This is a genomic window from Lentilactobacillus curieae (assembly GCF_000785105.2).
Taxonomy (GTDB): Bacteria; Bacillota; Bacilli; order Lactobacillales; family Lactobacillaceae; genus Lentilactobacillus; species Lentilactobacillus curieae.
On sequence record NZ_CP018906.1, the window covers coordinates 218,378 to 236,777 of the forward strand.

Here is an 18,400-nt window from a genome sequence, read left to right on the forward strand (position 1 = left end):
CTACTTTCTCTTTTTAAAGAAGTAGTAGCCTGCTCCACCAGCAACGACAACAACTGCAGCAACACTACTTACAACGATTGGTGTGCTGTTTTTCTGTTTATTCTGCTTTTTATTATTTGCTTTTTTAGCTGGCTTTTTTGAAGTAGGTTGCTTTGACTTAGCAGTTTTCTTGTTCTGCTTTTTAGTCTTTGCCGGTTGCTTCTTTGAATCCTTTTTTGGGTCAGACTGCTTCGGGCTATTTAATTCTTTACTAGTTTTTGCTGGTTGCTTAGTCTTATTGGGCTGTGCCACGGTCTTTTTAGCTGTGGTCTTTGGCTTAGCCTGACTAGACTGTTTAGCAGGATTTGACTTTTTTTGAGCGTGATGCTTTGGAGTAACCGAAGTTACCCGAGTCTGCTTAGGTTTACTCGCAGGACTAACCTTTGCTCGGGTAGTCTTGTGTAATGCAGGTAATCCTGCAGTATTGAACTTAAAGGTGATCATATGCTTAGCTTTATAGACACCGGGAACATTAATCGCTAATTTAGCATTGATTTTTTTGTTCAAGTTCTTGGTATAAAAAGAAAAATAAAGGTTTGAGTTTCCCTTAGCATCCTTGACCTTACGAACGTTTTTTGGTGCTCCGCCATTTACGTTTAGCACTTTAACAGGATAAGAACTTAACTTCTTAGCAGTTTTGATATCAACGGTAACAACATACCGACCATTTTTAACTGTAACTGAAGCTGGATGTTTAAAGTATCCTGATGCAATTGATGTCTGGTTAGTTCCATACCTTAAAGTTTTATACTGAATTGCTTTAGCATTTGCATTTACAAACCCTAGTAATCCCAGAGCCATCCCAACAAATGCCAACCCTAGTTTAATTAGTTTGGTTGTCTTATGCATTTACCCTGCCTCCCAAAAATTTGAATCCTCCAGCAACTGTCACCATTGCCATAAATAAGCCAAGAGCGCTCAGCTCAAATTGGCTGCTATCACTGGTTTGGGGTAATTTGGCGTTACTTAAGTATGACTTACCACTACCACCATTATTGTTACTGGTTGGTAATGCAGCAGCTGCAGCAACGTGTTTTGCAGTCTTTGAATGACTGAACTTAAACCTGATATTAAATGTTTGGCTAATGTTAAGCATTGGCACCTTAACATGAATTTTGGCCTTAACTAATTTTTTCAATTGCTTAAGCGATGAAACGTAGAAACTGTAATTCATTGTGTAATTCTTCTTGGTCTGACCTAACTTAACTCCATAAACCTTTTTGCCCAGAACGGAAATTGGTTTAACTGCGTGTGATCCCAATCCAAGACTCTTTTTGTAGCTAACTGTCAGTTGAACTCTGTACTTTTTACCAGCTTTAATGACCTTAGCCTTCTTAGTGTAGTACTTGTTGGCAATTGATTTTTGACTATTATCGCCTTGCAAGATTACATATGACCAAGTGCTTGCCTTTGTTTTAGAAGTCTTTTTAACTGTAGTTTTCTTGGTTGGCTTCTTTGCTGGTGTCTTTTTCTTAGTAGTTGCTGTTGGTAAAGTTGTAGTTGTGGTTGTTGGTTCTGATACTGTCGGTGTTGTCGATGTCGTACTTGTATCTGTCGTTGGTGTTTGTGGTGTCTGAGGAGCAGTTGGTTGTGCTGCTGGTTCAGAAACCTTCTTAGCATTGGCATAATCCAAGAAAAACTGTGCCGTTTGGTTCATCGATCCAATAATTGGAATCTGCAAACTAAATGCCACCGGTACGTAATTTGACTTACCATCAGTATTAAAAGTTAAATCTCCCTTATTACCTGCTTGGTTTGATTCCTTTACAGATTGGCCATTAGCAGTCATTCCCTTAATATAGTTCAAACCATTAGTGGTAACCGTAACAGCATATGTACCATTGCTAACATTCACTTTAGCAGTACCGTAAAAGTATTGATTAGCCAGTGAAACTGACGAAGGACTGTTTGCCTTTCTTAATGAAACCGGTACCTCATAGCCACCATCTGATAATGTATCCGCTTTGATTCCAGTAATTAAAAATACCAGTGTTAGCACAGTTACAGCTATCGCTCCTAGTACTTTAAGCGTTTTTGTCTTCATGTTTTTGCCTCCCCAAAAAATATAAAAATAGAATAATTGCTTACAATTTATTTTAACATTATTGTAACGGTTTTCAGCATTCAAAATAAAAAAAGAATTCCTAAAAAGGAATTCTTTTTAACTAAGCTCGTTTTCTAAGAATAACAAACATCCCAGAAGCGGTGATGACCATCAAAATTCCACCAACAACACTAATCAATGCATCGTTACTATCCCCGGTTTGTGGTAGCTTACCACTTTCAGGGTAATTGTCTGATGCCTGTTGATAGTCAATGCCCAACATAACTGCTGGTTTCATTGGTGAGTTTTCTGAATTGGTACCTGTCGCTGCCAGAGCATTAACAGTTTCTTGGCCATTATCAACTGGTAATGCTGAACTGGTTGTTGTAGTCTTAACAACTTTAGTTGGTTCCTCGGTAGCTGCATTGATTTCATCAGCTTCCTTAGTTGGTTGCTTAGTCTTTTCAACTGGTTCAACTGTTTCCTCAGTTGGCGTTTTTTGTTTGTCAGAAGGAACCTTTGGCTCTTCAACTGGGCTTTCTTCAGTTGTTGGTTCCTTAGGTTTATCTGATGGAACTTTTGGCTCCTCAACTGGACTTTCTTCAGTTGTTGGTTCCTTTGGTTTTTCTGACGGAACTTTTGGTTCTTCAGTTGGTTCCTTAGGCTTATCAGATGGAACCTTTGGATCTTCAATCGGTGGAACAACGATATCTGGCGTTCCAGGCTCGTTTGGTTTTGGATCCTCAGGCTTTTTAGGTTCTTCAGTTGGCTCTTTAGGCTTTTCATTTGGATCTTTAGGATCTTCAGGCTCTTCGATTAACTCTTCGTCACCTGTAGCGCCACCCTCTCTGGAGAACTGACTGGTTTTCGCAGTCAATGATTGTTTATTACCAGAAATAACTGAATCCTTTGTTTCCATCTTTAAATCATTATTAGACAACTTAGGCATTGTGTCGCCAACAACGTAGTCCTTAAAATCAATGATTTTGGTTTCAAACGAAACAACTGCTTTAGCGGGAATTGCTTGATTATTATTAGCAATAGCATCAGCTGCCATCAAACTATCAAGACTAACTTTAAATTCTCCACCACCTGTAGTTGTATTGTTACTAATTACATCAACTTTAAGTTCTGGAGCCTTAACTTTTTTTACGATATCTCCAGCTTCATTGTAATAATTGACCATAACAGAATCCGGAATTAAATAATGGCCTTCAGCAAACTTATCGGTAATCACTGGATTAACCTGGTTAAGCTTACGGGCATTGTTAACTGAAATAGACCATTTGATCTTATCAGTATATTCCTTCTTACCTGTAGCCGGGTTAGTCTCTTGAACTTGATTACGGCCCTTATACAAAATACTTTGACCACTACTAGTTCCCCACTCAGCATCTGTATACTTGATGTTGTAATCAAAAGTAGCATCAGTACCTGACTTAGGAAAAACAATCTCTGTTTCTCCTGAGGTATTAACCGCTTCCTTATTGAATTCGGCACCAAATGCAAAGTAACCCTTTAAGTTTTGCTTATTATCGACACCTGGTTGAAACTCGATAGTAGCAACGTTATTGTCAATTGTTACTTTACCAATCAAATCATTGTTCTCATCACGCATCTCAATTGGATCATTGGGAAGGTAGTCTTTAGCCTTAATTTGATCAGGTAGTTCAAGCACGTACTTATCACCAGATTTGGCACTAGGTACGGACCAGTCGTAACGAACATAGAATGGTGTCTTGCCATCAATCTCAGAATGTTCAGGCAGCGGATTGTTACCATCTTTATCCTTTGAAACGGTAACTTTTTCCATGAATTTAGTGGCATCTTTATCTTTAGATACGTTAGTTGCTGTGTTAGCTGCCGTGTTCCTCATCACAACATTAGCACTAGCAGCCTTACTATAAACCGGCGCCTTAGCTGTATGTCGCTTAACTGTAACTGCTGCAGCCTTAACACTGTTCTTAGCATACACAACTGGTTTAGCTTGTGCCTTAGGTTTTACATTAAGGCTTGCTTTGGCTGGTTGTACCTGAGTTGTTGTTACATTCCGTGTTTCAGTTGAACTACTTTGACTAGTTGGCTGGACCGCTGGTGTTTGAGCTTGCTCCGCAACTTGTGCTTGGCTCTGCTCAGCAGCCGGTTCAGTCGTCTGTTGCTGAATGGAACCGGCCGTACTATTCGCACTATAAGTAGCATCTTGCTGATCGCTAACCGTTTGTTCAGCATTAGCCGTTGTTTCACTCGACTGACTCACAGACTGGGTACTATTCACATCTGTTCCCTCAGTTGGACCAGCTCTTGTAGCGGTCACTGCAGATGGCGTAATCCCCCCTGCCGGATCTCCAGTCGCTGCACAAGCAGTTAAGCTAAAGAATCCGACAAATCCAATAATAACAGCGACAACCGCCATCATTATCGGAATTAATCTTTTGCGCATTATTATCCCCCCTTACAAAATCAATGAACGACATGTACAAAAGCACAATTTCATTATAAAAAACTCTATAAGTATAAACAAATAATATGCCAATGAATTTCGTATACAAAGAAAACTCCGGGTGTCAATTTTTAAATCTACGAAAAAAGTGCTCTAGTTTTTATATAAAAAATACTAGAACACCCTTTTTGACTACCTTTAAATTTTTACAATCGTTCGGCCAATATGTTGGCCATCTTTTATCTTGTTAACTACCTCCGGAATCTGGTCCATGCTGATTTCTTCAACTCGTAGGTCAGTCGTCACGTCCCATTCACGTGCCAGTAGATTCCAGACTCGATTGCGGGTTTCCATATCGACTGAGACAGAATCAATTCCAACCAATGACACTGCCCTCAGAATAAATGGCAAAACTGTAGTAAACAGTTGGTTGCCACCAGCATTCCCAGTAATTGCAACTATGCCATCATAAGCCATTGCGGGCAATATTTGGCTAGTCACCTCTCCACCAACTGCGTCAATTGCAAAATCATATTTTGCCGAAGTAAGTGGTTTTTGATCCTTATCCAATCGACTCGAGGTAATGACGTGGTCTGCCCCAAAATCTCTGGCAATTTGTTCCCGTTCACCATTGTGAACCATACCAGTAATATTTTCATAGCCAAGATTTTTAAGGATGGCAAGGGCAACACTACCCACTCCGCCCGTTACTCCAGCAATTAAAATTCTTGCTTTTGGGTTGTTCATTCCCATTCTTTGAAGTCTATCAACAGCAAGTGCCGCTGTGAATCCAGCAGTTCCATAAATCATTGTCTCTCTCATACCCATTGTTGCTGGAATGTGAACCAACCACTTGCCCGGAACTCTAGCATATTCAGAAAATCCACCGGTATGAGCCATGCCAACATCATAACCAGTCAGCACCACCTCATCACCGACAACAAAATCTGGATCATCTGACTGCACCACTTCACCACTAAAATCAATTCCAGGAATCATTGGGTAGTTTCTAATCACCCCACCATTTAACTGAAATCCAAGCATATCTTTATAATTTAGAGAAGAGTAATTAACATGGACAATTACGTTCCCCTCCGAAAGCGACGAAAGATCTATCATTTCGCGTCTAAAGCTTAGTTCATTATTGTTCTCTCTAATCACAATTGCATTAAATTTATCCATATTAATCACCACCTGTCGGAATATTACTACAATTGATCTAATGATTGAAGAAAAATGACCTCCGGCTGCGACCAGCTTTATTCAACAGAAAAACGCCCAGTGAAATTAATCACTGAGCGTCATCTGGTAAGTTAATAAGATGTTAGAACAATTTTGCTTTCCTAATTATAGGATTTGGCAGAACTCTAACTTTTCGTTGTTTGGTCCTAAGATATTGAAGAAACGAATTCCGTTGTCCCAGAATGAAGGGATTGCTTGAATTTCACTATCAATAACGTTAAGTCCAAGTTTGTGAGCTTCGTCAAATGCCTTTTCAATATCAGTAGTGTTAATTGAAATATGGCTAATTGAACCTTCCTCACGAGTTTCAGAAATTTCACCATCATATGTTTCGATAGTTAAGTTGCCAAGGCGCATAAATGCACAGTGGTTATCGCCATTTGGGAAGTAGCCTGCTTTTTCAAAACCAAGCTTTTCGTAAAAGGCAATTGTTTCATCTAAGTCTTTTGCAGGAATACCAATATGTTGAACACCAGTAATGTAATCAGTCAAACTCATGTCAAAAATCTCCTATTCAGTAACTTTTTTACCAACATCAAGCTTTTGATGTTTAAGTTTTCTAAAGATGTGAATATCTGCCCATCCGGTAACAGCGCCTTGACATAGGAATGCAAATACAGTTCCTAGTCCAAAGTTGGTAAACTGGCGAGTAATGATAATCGCAATGATTGCCATAATTGTAGGTGGGATGTAAGAAGCCCACATGGCGACCGCAGCCCGACCCTTGAAGTACTTGAAACGCAAGATTTGCATTAAGTCATCGGCAGGGTGAAGAACAAAGTTTACTCGTTGATAGATTGAAATTGCAGTACCAATCAATGCAACCCCAAAGAAGTTGAGTAAGATGTAGAAGCCAATCATTAATGGTGTCTTTGCGTCGGGAAGACCCGCAAAAATTGGGTATTTACCAAGGAAAAAGTCTTCAAAAATTTGAATCATAGCAGAGAATGGCACCATGAAAATCAAGTTTCCAAAAATCCGCTTAATATCAAACTTACCTACTAACAATGCGTTAAGCAATGAAATTAACATTCCTAGAATCAAGAATGCCCAAAATAGGTTCCAGTGAAGAGCAGTACCAAGGTTAGCTTCAGCAGCTGTCCAGTATGCTGATCCTAAGAATGAAGGATGAATCTTTGCACTAGTAACCAAAGTCAAAACGTTACCAGCCGAATTAATGATCAATGAAACCACAAAGTAGAACGTTGCCATTGCTGGAGATAACGTACTCCCTTTTGGCTCATCAACATTTTGAGTGTTTTCAGTCATCTATATCACCTATCTTAATCTTGATCTCCGACTTTAACAACAGCCTTACTTACATTAGTAATCTTACCAGTTAAGAAATCTTCAACTTCTTCAAGAGTAAGAACATGGCTGATCAAATCTTCAACATTCAACTTGCCGCTTGAAAGCATTGCGAGTGAATCCTTGAATGAGTATGGGTTAATAAATGAACCTTGGATAGTTAATTGTTTTTGGAAAACTTCGTAAGTGTTCATTGAGAATTTTTGAGTTGGTTTACCAACACCAAACATCAATACTTGAGCACCCTTCTTAGTTGCTTCGATTGCTTGTTCTTGAGTTTGTGGAAGACCAACAGCTTCAATAACTACATCGTAGTCAGCCGGAATCTTGTCAGTTTCAGTGTTGAATGTGTTAGTTACGCCGAAGTTTTCTTTGTTGTTAGCAAGCTTTGCTTCGTTACGGCCAGCAAGGTCAACTTGGTGAACACCGTATGCTTGAAGAATTTGGGCAAATAATTGACCCATAAATCCATCACCGATAACAAGTGCTTTTTGGTATGGAGTTAATTTAAGTAACTTGATTCCATGAACGGCACATGAAATTGGTTCAACAGTAGCAGCTGCTTTCAATGAAACATTGTCAGGAACTTGGTATACAACTGATGCAGGAGCAGTAAATTGCTGTTCAAGACCACCGTTTCTAGTAACACCAACAGCTGAAAGGTTGTTACATAATTCAGGACGGTCAGTTAAGCAGTATTCACATTGGCCACAGTAGATGTTAGGGTCAACAGATACACGGTCGCCTGGCTTAAGGTCAGTAACTTCTGAACCAACTTCAGCCACAACCCCTGAGTTTTCGTGACCTAAAACGATTGGTGGAACAGCATCAGCTGAACCTGGTAGACCAGCATACAATGCGTGGTCAGTACCACAGATACCAGCATATGCAGTATTGATCAATACTTCGTTAGGCTTTAAATCTTGAGCCTTAATGTCTTCAATTTCTAGTTTTTCTACGCCTTCTAGAACAAGTGCTTTCATGTTAATTAATTCCTCCAAATAGTAATAAAATGTCAGTATGCGAAACATTGAGCAAACATTTGTAAAATGCCATCTCAATTCAACGTCATTATACTAACACCATTTCCCTATTTGTGCAAACGGTTGTCTTTCCCGCTTATCAAGGGTTGACGTTCTGTACCACTTATTGATATCCAACGCAATTTCTTTACTAGCAATAGATTGTGCGTCACTTACCAGTTTACATTTAGCAATTTCTTGTGATTTTTTTATAAAATAAAAAAGCTCGCTAAACAGTAATCTAACGGGCTTTTAAACAAAATCTATAAAATTATAAGTTTTCTGGCGTTGATGAGTCTTGATAAATCTTCTTAACATCGTTAACACTGAGTTTGATATATCCATCCTCAGTCAGATTACCAGTTTCAACTGCACTTTGAGCCATTGCATCAAAATTGGTTTCATCCTTGATGCCCACCTCAGGAAGTGTCATTTCAAATCCAAGTGAACTAATCCAATCGTATGTTTCTTTAATTGCTTGATTAGCTGCATCGTCAACGTTATCCGCGTCGACTCCCCAAACATTTTTTGCAAATCTTGCCATTAATTCGTGAGTTGAACTATCTTGAGCAACCACTTTTAACCAACGAGGTGTCAAAATTCCTAGTCCTACTCCGTGAGTAATATCATAGTAAGCCGATAACTCATGTTCCATTGGATGAACTGTCCAACCATTAACATCCCCTAGCCCAACAATTCCGTTAAGAGCCATGGTTGCTGTCCACATTAGGTTGGCACGAGCGTCATAGTTATCTGGATCTTTAATTGCTACCGGTGCCCACTTAATAACTGAACGCATTAGTCCTTCAATCATTCCCTTAGAAACATCATTGTTTTCTGAACGATCAAAGTATTGTTCAATTAAATGGCTCATGATATCCATTGAGCCAGCTGCAGTTTGCCTAGTTGGCACTGTATAAGTGAGGGTTGGATCCAAAAATGAAATAGATGGGGTATTTGGACCACCAGTACCAAATTTTTGGTTAGTCTGAGGGTTGGATATGACTGAACCCCGATTCATTTCTGAACCAGTAGCTGAAAGTGTCAAAATATCAATCAATGGTAACTGGTCGATTTTCATTCGTTTGCCTGAATCAAGAACTAGGTCCCAAGGATCACCTTCATAATATCTTGCAGAACCAATTACCTTGCTGGCATCAATTACCGAACCACCGCCGACTGCTAAAATTACGTCGATGTTGTTAGCCTTAACTAATTTTTGCCCTTCACGAACTGAGTCAATCTTGGGATTAGGAGCAATCCCAGGTAGTTCCACTATATTTAATCCATCTAAAAGTTTTACTACTCGTTCGTACAATCCCGAGTGCTTGACTGATTGGCCGCCATAAACGAGCAGAACATTTTCGCCAAAGCTAGTAACAGCATCTCTTAGCTCACCATCAATCTTATCCTTACCAAAACGAATATCGGTTGGATTCTTAAAACTAAAGTTTTCCATGAGTTAAAACCCTCCATTTCGAAGTAACATTCTATACCGAAACGTTGGAAAACACGACCATTTTATTCTTTATTTTAGATAAGACAATGGCTTGTCAACCTCAACCTTAGTGCCATCGTATTGATTTTTGATGTACTTTTGAATCGCTGGTTCATGATATAGCTTTACTAGTTTTTTGTATTGAGAATTGTTCTCTTCTTTTTTGACAGTTGCCAGCACGTTGATGTTGTCTTTGGTACTATCATTCACCTTTTCGTGGAAAATCGAATCTTTCAAAACATTGAGGTGTCCTTCCAATGCAACAGTATTTGAAATCAAAACAACTGGAACACTTTTAAGCACCCTAGGTCCTGTAGTGTCATCAATCAGCTTAAATTTCAAGTGGTGTGGATTTGATGCAATGTCTCCAGTATCGCTTAATGCATTAAAACCAGCCTTTAACTTAATCAGCCCTGCACTTTGAAGCAGCAACAAATCTCTGGAAGTGTTAGCTGGGTTATTAGCAATCGCAACCGTGGTGCCATCTGGAATATCACTAACTTTCTTGTACTTATTTGAATAAATTCCAAGTGGCTCAAGGTAAGTAGTACCTAGTGCGCGTAGTTGCCCTGACTTGTTTTCCTTATTGTAGGCTTGAAGGTATGACCATGACTGAAATGCGTTGACGTCAACGGTTCCGTCTGTGGTAGCTTTGTTCAACTGAACTCCATCAGCAATTTGCTTAACCGAAATTTTTAGACCTAACTTCTTGGCTTGAGAAGTTTTAGCAATGTGTTGCCAAATATCATAATCTGAACCTTGAGAGCCTACTACAATGGTCTTGCTTCCACTGGCCGTTCCACCGGTTAGTGAATGAATTCCAAAGCCGATTCCAATAACTACCAACAATGCCACTACTAAATAGCCAATTCTTTTTACTGATCTCATAGTTAATATTCTCCTTTAATTAACGATATTCCATTCCGCCATCTACTAATATCGACTGTCCCGTCAGGTAGCTTCCTTCTGGTGAGGCAAAAAAACCAACCACGTTGGCAACGTCTTCGGGGGTCGCTTCTCGACCCAAGGAAATTTCTGACAAAACATCTCTTTGCTGTTCAAGAACTGTCTTTGATTTAATTTCTGCAGTTCGCTCATCAATTGCATCCCTCAACGGCGTACGCACTACCCCAGGGTTATAGGCATTCACAGTAATTTGATATTTTGCTAATTCCTTCGACGCTGCCTGGGTTAGACCCCTTATACCAAATTTAGAAGCAGAGTACGCACTTTGAAGCGCGGATGCCTCAACTCCAGCAAGTGAAGCAGCATTGATAATTCGGCCACCACTTCCCTGCTCAATAAAACGCTTAGCTGCAATTTTAATTCCCCAAAATGTTCCCAAAAGATTTACATCGATCAGTCTCCTAATTGCCGCCGGATCAGAATCCACAATTGAGTCTATGAAGGCGACTCCAGCGTTGTTAACAAATACAGCTAGTTTTCCAAGATCACCTATCGCATTATCAACAGCCGTGGCAAATGCATTCTCATCTGCAACATCAACTTGATAGTCCTTGGCGGTAAATCCTTCCCTTGTAAGCTCATCAACGGTCTGCTTAGCGGTTTTGGCATTAATGTCTAATACACCAACTGCCAAACCTTGCCTCGCCAACTTAAACGCTATTGCTTTACCAATCCCTTGTCCTGCTCCAGTTACAATCGCTAATTCTGTCAAATTAATCCACCTCATCACGAAGAACGGCAATAAAAAAAGTCGTTCCTGTATTTAATACAGAAACGACTTATCGTGTTACCATTCTGAGTTTAATTATTTAGTCACCTAAACAAATCTCGCCAACCATCTTAACCCAACTGTATAGTGAAAAAATGGTGTGTCCATTAACGAGGACCAGCCCGTCTACCGCTTTTGATGGTTCAATCGCGTTAGCCAATCATCGGCCATTTTCACCGTTCACCAAAGATTGACTTTCATCATCACGTCAACTCTCTGCACAATGGTTCCGGGTTACTTTCCGAATCGATTTGTTTAAATTCTTATGAGTAAATTTATCATTATATTTTAATCGTGTCAACAAATTTTTTATAGTTCATTCGCGTATTTAACTATAAGCCGTTAAATCACTCCCCATGGGTGGTGACAATCCACTTCTTTTTAAAGAAGGTTAATACTGCCCACACATTAATCCCCTGGTAATATAGCTGAAATCCATACGTTTTGGCCATCATCCAAAATGTTTTAAGCATTCCTAAATCCTTAATTAGCAGATAATAGGTTTCTGCAAAAATTAGATTGAAGGTCATGGTAAGGTTAATTATTAAAATTACTATCATTTCTTGTTCTGAAAACACCGAAAATAAAATATTCACATCAAAATAATGCATTTCTATGTACTGAACTAGCCAAAAAATCCACAAGATATTAATCTGTATTGCTTTTGAAAGTGTACTAATTCTGCAAAAAACGTGGATACTTTTTACACTTGGCCGAAGAATCATATTAACCATCGCCACAAAAAAGAATCTGAGTAAGCATTCAAACGATCCCCTGGACCATCTCGTTAACCCGTGAATCGATTGTCTAAACGTTGAATAGTTTTCGTTAACCACGTATGCATCATCAATAAAGTTAACTCGTCCACCATGGGAAATAATCTCCAATTCCTCATATTCATCTTCAACGAGTGTCTTAAACCTAAAGCCACCGTGAACTAATATAATGTCCATTCTTGTAGCAAACCCTGTTCCTAATAGTGATGCACAGTCGAATAAGCTTTCTGGTGATTGCTGAAAGTGGTTGGACCTCTTAAAAGCAACGTTTAAACCATGGTTAATGAAGCCCCTTCCTTTTTTCGACAACAGTGACGTTTGCATTGCTTCTGGATCACTTTTAACTGTCGCGTAATCGTTATAACGTTGCAATAAATTTGGAGATATCTCGTTATCGCTATCCACAATCACCAGATAATCATAGTTACGTAAGTGTTCAATACACTGAAGGCCAAAATCAATGGTATTTGATTTACCAACTCCATGACGGCGAGCTTTCGGATAGTCCTCACTAGTTATCACATTTGCTCCCGCCGTTCTGGCAACCAGTGCGGTCTGATCATTACAATGGTCAGCAATTACATAAATATCAAATAATTCTTGGGGGTATGTTTGTTCTAAAAATCCCTTGACCGGAATTGAAATCACCGTTTCTTCGTTGTGTGCCGGAATAACCACCAAGAACTTCTTATTTGGTAGCCTACTGGGGACGTGTTCTTTTACCTGGGCATAACCCAATATTGATAGCAAATTATAGTACAGCATATAGATAAAAATGTACGCGGTTAAAAACGTAGATATAACTTTAAAAAATAGCATCTTGTCTCTCCTATATAAAAAATGACCGCTATCAATTTTACGCCGTAAATGTAAACTTAACAATAATTATTTTATAATATATTAAGTAATGCGATTAACTATTTTTTAAGATCAATTCAGATTCATACCCTACTATATCAATGCCATTATATATGTATCCCGTTAACCATATCAACAACCACACTTTACCAGCGATTCTTTTTTAATTATAAAAAAGGCACCGAAATCACTATCTGATTTCGGTGCCTCTATTATATGATTTTCTAAATCACCATTCCCACCCCAAAGAATAGTGCCATTGATAAACCACCAATGACTAGAATCTTTACGGAACAAATGAATGTCTCTGTCTTAACCTGTTTATGCGCAAATATTCTCACCTGCTTGTAAACTAACGGAGCCGCCCAAAAGCATAACAACGTCTCCCAGGGAGCAATCTGCATGACCACCGCTAGAACAATGGCTACGTAAGCAATCACGTTTAACGATATGAATAAAATAACTGAATTGCGTTTACCAAGGTACCAGACAATCGTGTGGCGATCATTATCAATATCCTCTTGTAAATCACAGATATTGTTATCTAACATAATGTTGGCAATCCACAGCACGTTTGGTAACGAAATCAAGAAGATTGGGGCAATTAGTCCCCAACTCCACGTGAACTGCTGGTAAATATTAATGTAAACGGTAATTAACGTGATCACAAATCCCATCGTGATTCCCGAAAAGAACTCACCAAACGGTGTATCCGCAATGGGCTTGGGTCCCATCGTATATAAGAATCCAATTGCAAAACAGAACAATCCCATCCATAACAATGACAGCCCAGAGCGGTAAACCAAATAAATTCCACCGATTCCTGCAATTCCAATAAACGCAACTAGAATCGCCAAGACTATCGATTTTGATAATCCAGCACGGCCAACAATATTGGTTTGGTTTCGGTATTCTTCCACATCTTTAGCTTGTAAAAAGTGGTTAAAGTTGTCCAAAACATTCACAGATGCGTCAAATAATAGCATTGCTACAAAAAAGATAACTGTATTGATTGGATCAATCACTTGGTAATTATACCAAGTGTAAAGTAACCCGATAGTAAACGGAATGATGCTTGCCGTCAGCGATTTAACCTCAATCAATTCTAAAAAAACACTTTTGGTCATGTTCATCAACCTACCCCTATATTTATATTCACTAATCATTTTACCTACAAAGTTAGTTAATTAACACCCCAAGCAAAAAAGAGTGACCATCGGCCACTCTTTTCACAACAACTATTTATTAGCTTTCGCTGCATCTTCTCTAGCTTCTTCTTCAGCCATCTTATTCAAAGCAACCTCAGCAGCCTGATTATCATCCTTCTTCAAATTAAAGAAGCACTTAACCACGATTACTAGTAGGATTACAACCCCCGCAGTAAACACCAAATCGGGAGCCATTCTGGCCCATAAAAATCCTGAAACTAATGGCTCATGATAGAAACTAAGCAGCCTTGCATGCCAATATCCGTGTTTTAAAGCATCAATTAGTTGAATCTGGCCAACTGGCATTAACGTGATGAATACCATTCCTGCCAAACCAATATTGGTTAACCAAGCGGCCCATTTAACGGCCTTATCCATCTTGGGCGTCCACAATGACTTCTTAGTCACGTTTCTCAATGCATAAAGCATAATCGCAATTGAGAACATTCCGTAAACCCCAGCCATTGATGCATGAGCATGAGCTGAAGTCCATTGGGTACCATGTTCAAAGTAGTTGATTGCTGGAGCATTGATCAAAAATCCAAGGGCTCCGGCACCAACAGCATTCCAAATACCTGTCCACATTAAGAAAATAAACGTTCCCTTGTAAGGAAATTCCGTCTTAGTATCTTTGTAAACTCTATAATGCGTGTAAGCTTCCCAAACCAGCAAACACAGTGGAACGATTTCGAGAGCTGAGAAACATGCCCCTAATGCTAACCAAATTGAATGGTCACCTTCCCAGAAGTAATGGTGTCCCATTCCAACAACCCCTGAACCAAGCAATAAAATTACTTGGAAGTATAGGGCTCTAACTGTTGAACGAACTGTCGTCAGCTTCATATCAACCATCAGCCAACCAATTAGGATTACAGCAAATGATTCAAAGATTCCTTCAACCCAAAGGTGAACGATCCACCAACGCCAGTAATCCGCAAAGGTTACGTGAGAATTAGGCAAAATGAATAGTGATGCCAAATAAAATGCTGGAATTGCAATTGCCCCACAGAACAACAGCGTGGTTAACCTAGTTCTGTCATATTGGAGTTTCCGCTTCATGGCTGGAATGAATCCCCTCATTAAGATGATTACCCATAGAACCATCGCTAATATAAAGACTATTTGCCAGAACTTACCAAGTTCAAGGTATTCCCAACCGAAGTTACCGAATAGCCACCAATTTTTGTTTAAAATTCCTAAAGTTGATCCCCATTCACCAAGCATTGAACCACCAATACAGATGATCAATCCCCAGAACAGTAAATCAACCAGCTTGCCCTGGTGCTTGGGTTCTCTTCTAAGAACTCTTGGCACAATATAAATCCCAGTTGCCAGCCAAGTTGTTGCTACCCAGAAAATAACCAACTGTAAGTGCCAAGCCTTTGCAACATTAAATGGCCAAATGTTTTGGAGCGGAATTCCAAAGAAAGAATTTTCTACATAATAGTGAGCCATCAATTCACCCATTAATATTTGTAACAGGAACATCAACATTACGATAACGAAGTACTTTGCCGTCTTTCTTTGACTAGACGTAATTGGTACATCAGGGTCAATGTTGACTGGCTCTTCAGGTAAGTACCGTGACTTCATATCAAATTGGTAACGACGTTGGAAGTAAATGATTACCCCAACCCCAACAGTTAATAGTGCGACAGAAATCGCAGTCCATACCATTGCTTCAGCAGGCATTACGTTCCCCGCATCTAGATCATATGGCCAATTGTTAGTGTACGTAAAATCACGTCCTGGCCGGTTGGTCGAGGATAACCATGCACCCCAGAAAAAGAAACTAGTCAACTGGTCAACCTTATTTCCTTTGTACATAAAAGCATCAGTCTTTTTCTGATTGATCATCGACGCTGGTAACCCAGCCTGTTCAGGGTTATTAATAAATTCCTTCCGGTAATAACTCTGAAGGCTCTTCAAGCCGGCCGCTTGAGCATTTGTAAGTGTCAAAGTCTGGTTAGCCTTACTATATCGGTTAACCTTAATTTCTTTTTTGACCTTAGCTTTGATTCCGCCTTGTTGAAAATCATTCAAATCACTGAAATTCTTGTTGTGCATCTTCTGAGCATAGTACTGATCCATCCCCTTAAGGTACACGTGTAGTGATTGTGCCGTATAGTCAGGGCCCAAATAAGATCCATTTCCTAAATAAGTACCGTAGTCTGCCAACCCGTACTTTTCGTAAACTGCTTGACCAGATAATAATGAATGTTTTGAAATAAGTTCAGTTCCGTTCTGGTCAACAATTTTACTTGGACGAGGGGCTTCATTCTTAAAAATCATAAAGCCACCGGCAATTAAAATTGAAAACGCAGCAACCAAAGTGATTATAAGTACTTTGGTTAGCCGTTTATAGTTATATCCTGTATTCATACTATTCCCTCCCCGATAAAAACATCATAACTACAGGTTAATAATACCACTAATATGTAACCGATTAAATAATTATATTATGTTTATATTTAAATATTTTATTCATATTTTATATAAAAAGACTGATTACCCTAGCTTCTTTACTAATCAAGGGATTAATTAGGAATATGGCTACGTCTTGACAAACACGAACAGATGTTCGACAATAAACATACGTTCCCCATAAAACTATTTTTGGAGGTGAAGTTATGGACTACTCAAACGAACCACGCGGGGTATTCTTTTTAATCGATAACAAATCTTTTTACGCTAGCGTTGAGGCAACTATGCGAAACCTAAATCCCCTAACTGTTCCACTTGTGGTAATGAGTGAACAAGAAAACACTAACGGCGGTCTGATTTTGGCAACTTCCCCCATGGCTAAGAAAATGTATCATCTCAAAGCGAATGTTTCCCGCCAACGTAATCTCCCCCAAGATCCTAACTTAATGGTCGTTCCCCCAAGAATGAACCTTTACATCAAGCGTAACTTGCAGATTAATGACATTTTTCGCCGCTTCGTAGCCGACGAAGATCTCTTTCCCTACTCAATCGACGAATCAATTCTCGACCTTACCCACTCTTGGCAATTATTTGGTAGCACACCCGTTGAGGTCGCAAAACTAATTCAACGAACAGTCCGCAAAGAATTGGGTCTATATGTCACCGTTGGGATTGGCGATAATCCAGTCCAAGCAAAGATTGCACTTGATATATATGCCAAGCATACAGATAATTTGATTGGTGAAATCCATTATGAAACCGTCCCCGAAAGAATCTGGTCAATCAACGACCTAACAGACGTCTGGGGAATTGGCTCTAGAATGGCACTTAGGCTAAACCGGCTGGGTATTCACAATATGGACGAGTTAGCCCACACTTCTCCGTTTTACATCAAGGAGAAACTTGGGATTATTGGTACCCAATTATTTGCAACAGCTTGGGGAATTGATCGAACCAGCCTTCATAAACGGCTCAAGCCCAAAGAAGCCAGCATTGGTAACTCTCAAGTTTTGCCACGGGACTACAATAGTCAAACCGAAATCGAAACGGTAATCAAAGAACTTGGCGAACAGGTTGGTGCTAGGTTGCGTCACCACAATAAACAGGCTGGTGTTTTATACCTGGGAATTGGTTTTTCATATCTAGCGAGTGAGGATGATGGTCGCGGTGGATTTAGTCACTCAATGAAAATTGCCCCCACTAACAACAACCGCCAACTAGTTAGTTACCTAATTCAGATGTTTCGCGATAGTTGGCAAGGACAAACCATCCGAAATGTCGCCGTATACACCAGCAAACTGAGTAATGATGTCGGTGAGCAACTCAGTATTTTCTTCGACCCTAAAAAACAAATCAAAAAAGCCAATACAGATCGCATATTAGACTCAATTCGCAATCAGTTTGGCTTTACTTCATTGGTATATGCACGCAGCTTAACCGAAGGTGGAACAGCAATCAATCGGGCTTCTCTGGTTGGTGGTCACAACGGAGGAAATGCTTATGAATAGAGATGTTAAGTTGATTTTGGAAAGAATCAACCCACTGTTTAAAAGAATTAGTCACACTCGCTACTGGATTAGGATAGTCAATGATCATTACGACAATCAGTTCAACTTCTTCTTTCATTCCCAGCGAGCAGGAATGAGGGAGCGGTCAATCCCACTCCACTCCATCACTAACTATCAACTCGAATATTTGGAAACTGTAATCAATGAGATCCAGGAACATTTTAACCTTTCAATCTACTATTCAGGTTTTAAAGGCCAACGTTGGCCTAGCAATAACCGGGTTATTCAATGGAAGTGA

At 39.5% G+C, this 18,400-nt stretch carries 15 protein-coding genes; 2 read left to right on the forward strand and 13 right to left on the reverse strand.

Annotated features, from left to right (window positions below; translation table 11 throughout):
• The 13 genes from PL11_RS01270 to PL11_RS01325 form a co-directional block, all read right to left on the reverse strand.
• Window positions 1-888, reverse strand: a complete 888-nt coding sequence (locus PL11_RS01270) for an NEAT domain-containing protein (protein ID WP_035165757.1) — start codon at window positions 886-888, stop codon at window positions 1-3.
• Window positions 881-2,083, reverse strand: coding sequence for an NEAT domain-containing protein (locus PL11_RS01275; protein WP_052127633.1), 1,203 nt, complete (start codon window positions 2,081-2,083; stop codon window positions 881-883). Before PL11_RS01275 ends, PL11_RS01270 begins: the two co-directional genes overlap by 8 nt.
• A 121-nt stretch (window positions 2,084-2,204) precedes the next feature.
• The gene (locus tag PL11_RS01280) at window positions 2,205-4,523 is read right to left on the reverse strand and encodes an Ig-like domain-containing protein (RefSeq protein WP_052127634.1); all 2,319 of its coding nucleotides are present in this window, start codon (window positions 4,521-4,523) and stop codon (window positions 2,205-2,207) included.
• Window positions 4,524-4,721: 198 nt separating this feature from the next.
• Entirely contained in the window at window positions 4,722-5,705 is a 984-nt protein-coding gene (locus tag PL11_RS01285) for a YhdH/YhfP family quinone oxidoreductase (RefSeq protein ID WP_035165759.1), read from the reverse strand.
• Between the two features lie 165 nt (window positions 5,706-5,870).
• Window positions 5,871-6,263 carry a VOC family protein gene (locus tag PL11_RS10215; protein ID WP_035165762.1) on the reverse strand — a complete coding sequence of 131 codons (393 nt, stop codon included), beginning with the start codon at window positions 6,261-6,263 and terminating at the stop codon, window positions 5,871-5,873.
• Between the two features lie 12 nt (window positions 6,264-6,275).
• Window positions 6,276-6,977, reverse strand: a complete 702-nt coding sequence (locus tag PL11_RS01290) for a DUF6198 family protein (RefSeq protein WP_237047524.1) — start codon at window positions 6,975-6,977, stop codon at window positions 6,276-6,278.
• Window positions 6,978-7,048: 71 nt separating this feature from the next.
• Window positions 7,049-8,056 (reverse strand): zinc-dependent alcohol dehydrogenase family protein, encoded by a 1,008-nt coding sequence (locus PL11_RS01295; protein WP_035165768.1) that lies wholly within the window; start codon window positions 8,054-8,056, stop codon window positions 7,049-7,051.
• Between the two features lie 310 nt (window positions 8,057-8,366).
• Entirely contained in the window at window positions 8,367-9,554 is a 1,188-nt protein-coding gene (locus PL11_RS01300; RefSeq protein ID WP_035165769.1) for an iron-containing alcohol dehydrogenase, read from the reverse strand.
• A gap of 69 nt (window positions 9,555-9,623) precedes the next feature.
• The gene (locus tag PL11_RS01305) at window positions 9,624-10,481 is read right to left on the reverse strand and encodes a MetQ/NlpA family ABC transporter substrate-binding protein (RefSeq protein ID WP_035165770.1); all 858 of its coding nucleotides are present in this window, start codon (window positions 10,479-10,481) and stop codon (window positions 9,624-9,626) included.
• Window positions 10,482-10,500: 19 nt separating this feature from the next.
• Window positions 10,501-11,271 carry an acetoin reductase gene (locus tag PL11_RS01310; protein WP_035165771.1) on the reverse strand — a complete coding sequence of 257 codons (771 nt, stop codon included), beginning with the start codon at window positions 11,269-11,271 and terminating at the stop codon, window positions 10,501-10,503.
• A 404-nt stretch (window positions 11,272-11,675) separates the two neighbouring features.
• Window positions 11,676-12,923: a glycosyltransferase family 2 protein gene (locus PL11_RS01315; RefSeq protein ID WP_035165772.1), complete on the reverse strand. Its 1,248-nt coding sequence runs from the start codon at window positions 12,921-12,923 to the stop codon at window positions 11,676-11,678.
• A 263-nt stretch (window positions 12,924-13,186) separates the two neighbouring features.
• On the reverse strand, window positions 13,187-14,089 hold the full coding sequence (locus tag PL11_RS01320; protein WP_035166696.1) for a prenyltransferase: 903 nt from the start codon (window positions 14,087-14,089) through the stop codon (window positions 13,187-13,189).
• A 111-nt stretch (window positions 14,090-14,200) separates the two neighbouring features.
• Entirely contained in the window at window positions 14,201-16,552 is a 2,352-nt protein-coding gene (locus tag PL11_RS01325) for a nitric-oxide reductase large subunit (RefSeq protein WP_035165773.1), read from the reverse strand.
• Between the two features lie 248 nt (window positions 16,553-16,800).
• Here PL11_RS01325 and PL11_RS01330 point away from each other — a divergent pair, with 248 nt between their 5' ends.
• On the forward strand, window positions 16,801-18,102 hold the full coding sequence (locus PL11_RS01330; protein ID WP_035165774.1) for a Y-family DNA polymerase: 1,302 nt from the start codon (window positions 16,801-16,803) through the stop codon (window positions 18,100-18,102).
• Window positions 18,095-18,400, forward strand: a complete 306-nt coding sequence (locus PL11_RS01335) for a hypothetical protein (protein WP_035165775.1) — start codon at window positions 18,095-18,097, stop codon at window positions 18,398-18,400. Before PL11_RS01330 ends, PL11_RS01335 begins: the two co-directional genes overlap by 8 nt.

Excerpts from the sequence above, each read along its gene's own strand:
- PL11_RS01295 (WP_035165768.1), bottom strand. The coding sequence starts at position 8,056 with ATGAAAGCACTTGTTCTAGAAGGCGTAGAAAAACTAGAAATTGAAGAC.
- PL11_RS01275 (WP_052127633.1), bottom strand. The coding sequence starts at position 2,083 with ATGAAGACAAAAACGCTTAAAGTACTAGGAGCGATAGCTGTAACTGTG.
- PL11_RS01270 (WP_035165757.1), bottom strand. The coding sequence starts at position 888 with ATGCATAAGACAACCAAACTAATTAAACTAGGGTTGGCATTTGTTGGG.
- PL11_RS01290 (WP_237047524.1), bottom strand. The coding sequence starts at position 6,977 with ATGGCAACGTTCTACTTTGTGGTTTCATTGATCATTAATTCGGCTGGT.
- PL11_RS01280 (WP_052127634.1), bottom strand. The coding sequence starts at position 4,523 with ATGCGCAAAAGATTAATTCCGATAATGATGGCGGTTGTCGCTGTTATT.
- PL11_RS10215 (WP_035165762.1), bottom strand. The coding sequence starts at position 6,263 with ATGAGTTTGACTGATTACATTACTGGTGTTCAACATATTGGTATTCCT.
- PL11_RS01330 (WP_035165774.1), top strand. The coding sequence starts at position 16,801 with ATGGACTACTCAAACGAACCACGCGGGGTATTCTTTTTAATCGATAAC.
- PL11_RS01335 (WP_035165775.1), top strand. The coding sequence starts at position 18,095 with ATGAATAGAGATGTTAAGTTGATTTTGGAAAGAATCAACCCACTGTTT.
- PL11_RS01315 (WP_035165772.1), bottom strand. The coding sequence starts at position 12,923 with ATGCTATTTTTTAAAGTTATATCTACGTTTTTAACCGCGTACATTTTT.
- PL11_RS01305 (WP_035165770.1), bottom strand. The coding sequence starts at position 10,481 with ATGAGATCAGTAAAAAGAATTGGCTATTTAGTAGTGGCATTGTTGGTA.
- PL11_RS01300 (WP_035165769.1), bottom strand. The coding sequence starts at position 9,554 with ATGGAAAACTTTAGTTTTAAGAATCCAACCGATATTCGTTTTGGTAAG.
- PL11_RS01285 (WP_035165759.1), bottom strand. The coding sequence starts at position 5,705 with ATGGATAAATTTAATGCAATTGTGATTAGAGAGAACAATAATGAACTA.
- PL11_RS01325 (WP_035165773.1), bottom strand. The coding sequence starts at position 16,552 with ATGAATACAGGATATAACTATAAACGGCTAACCAAAGTACTTATAATC.
- PL11_RS01320 (WP_035166696.1), bottom strand. The coding sequence starts at position 14,089 with ATGACCAAAAGTGTTTTTTTAGAATTGATTGAGGTTAAATCGCTGACG.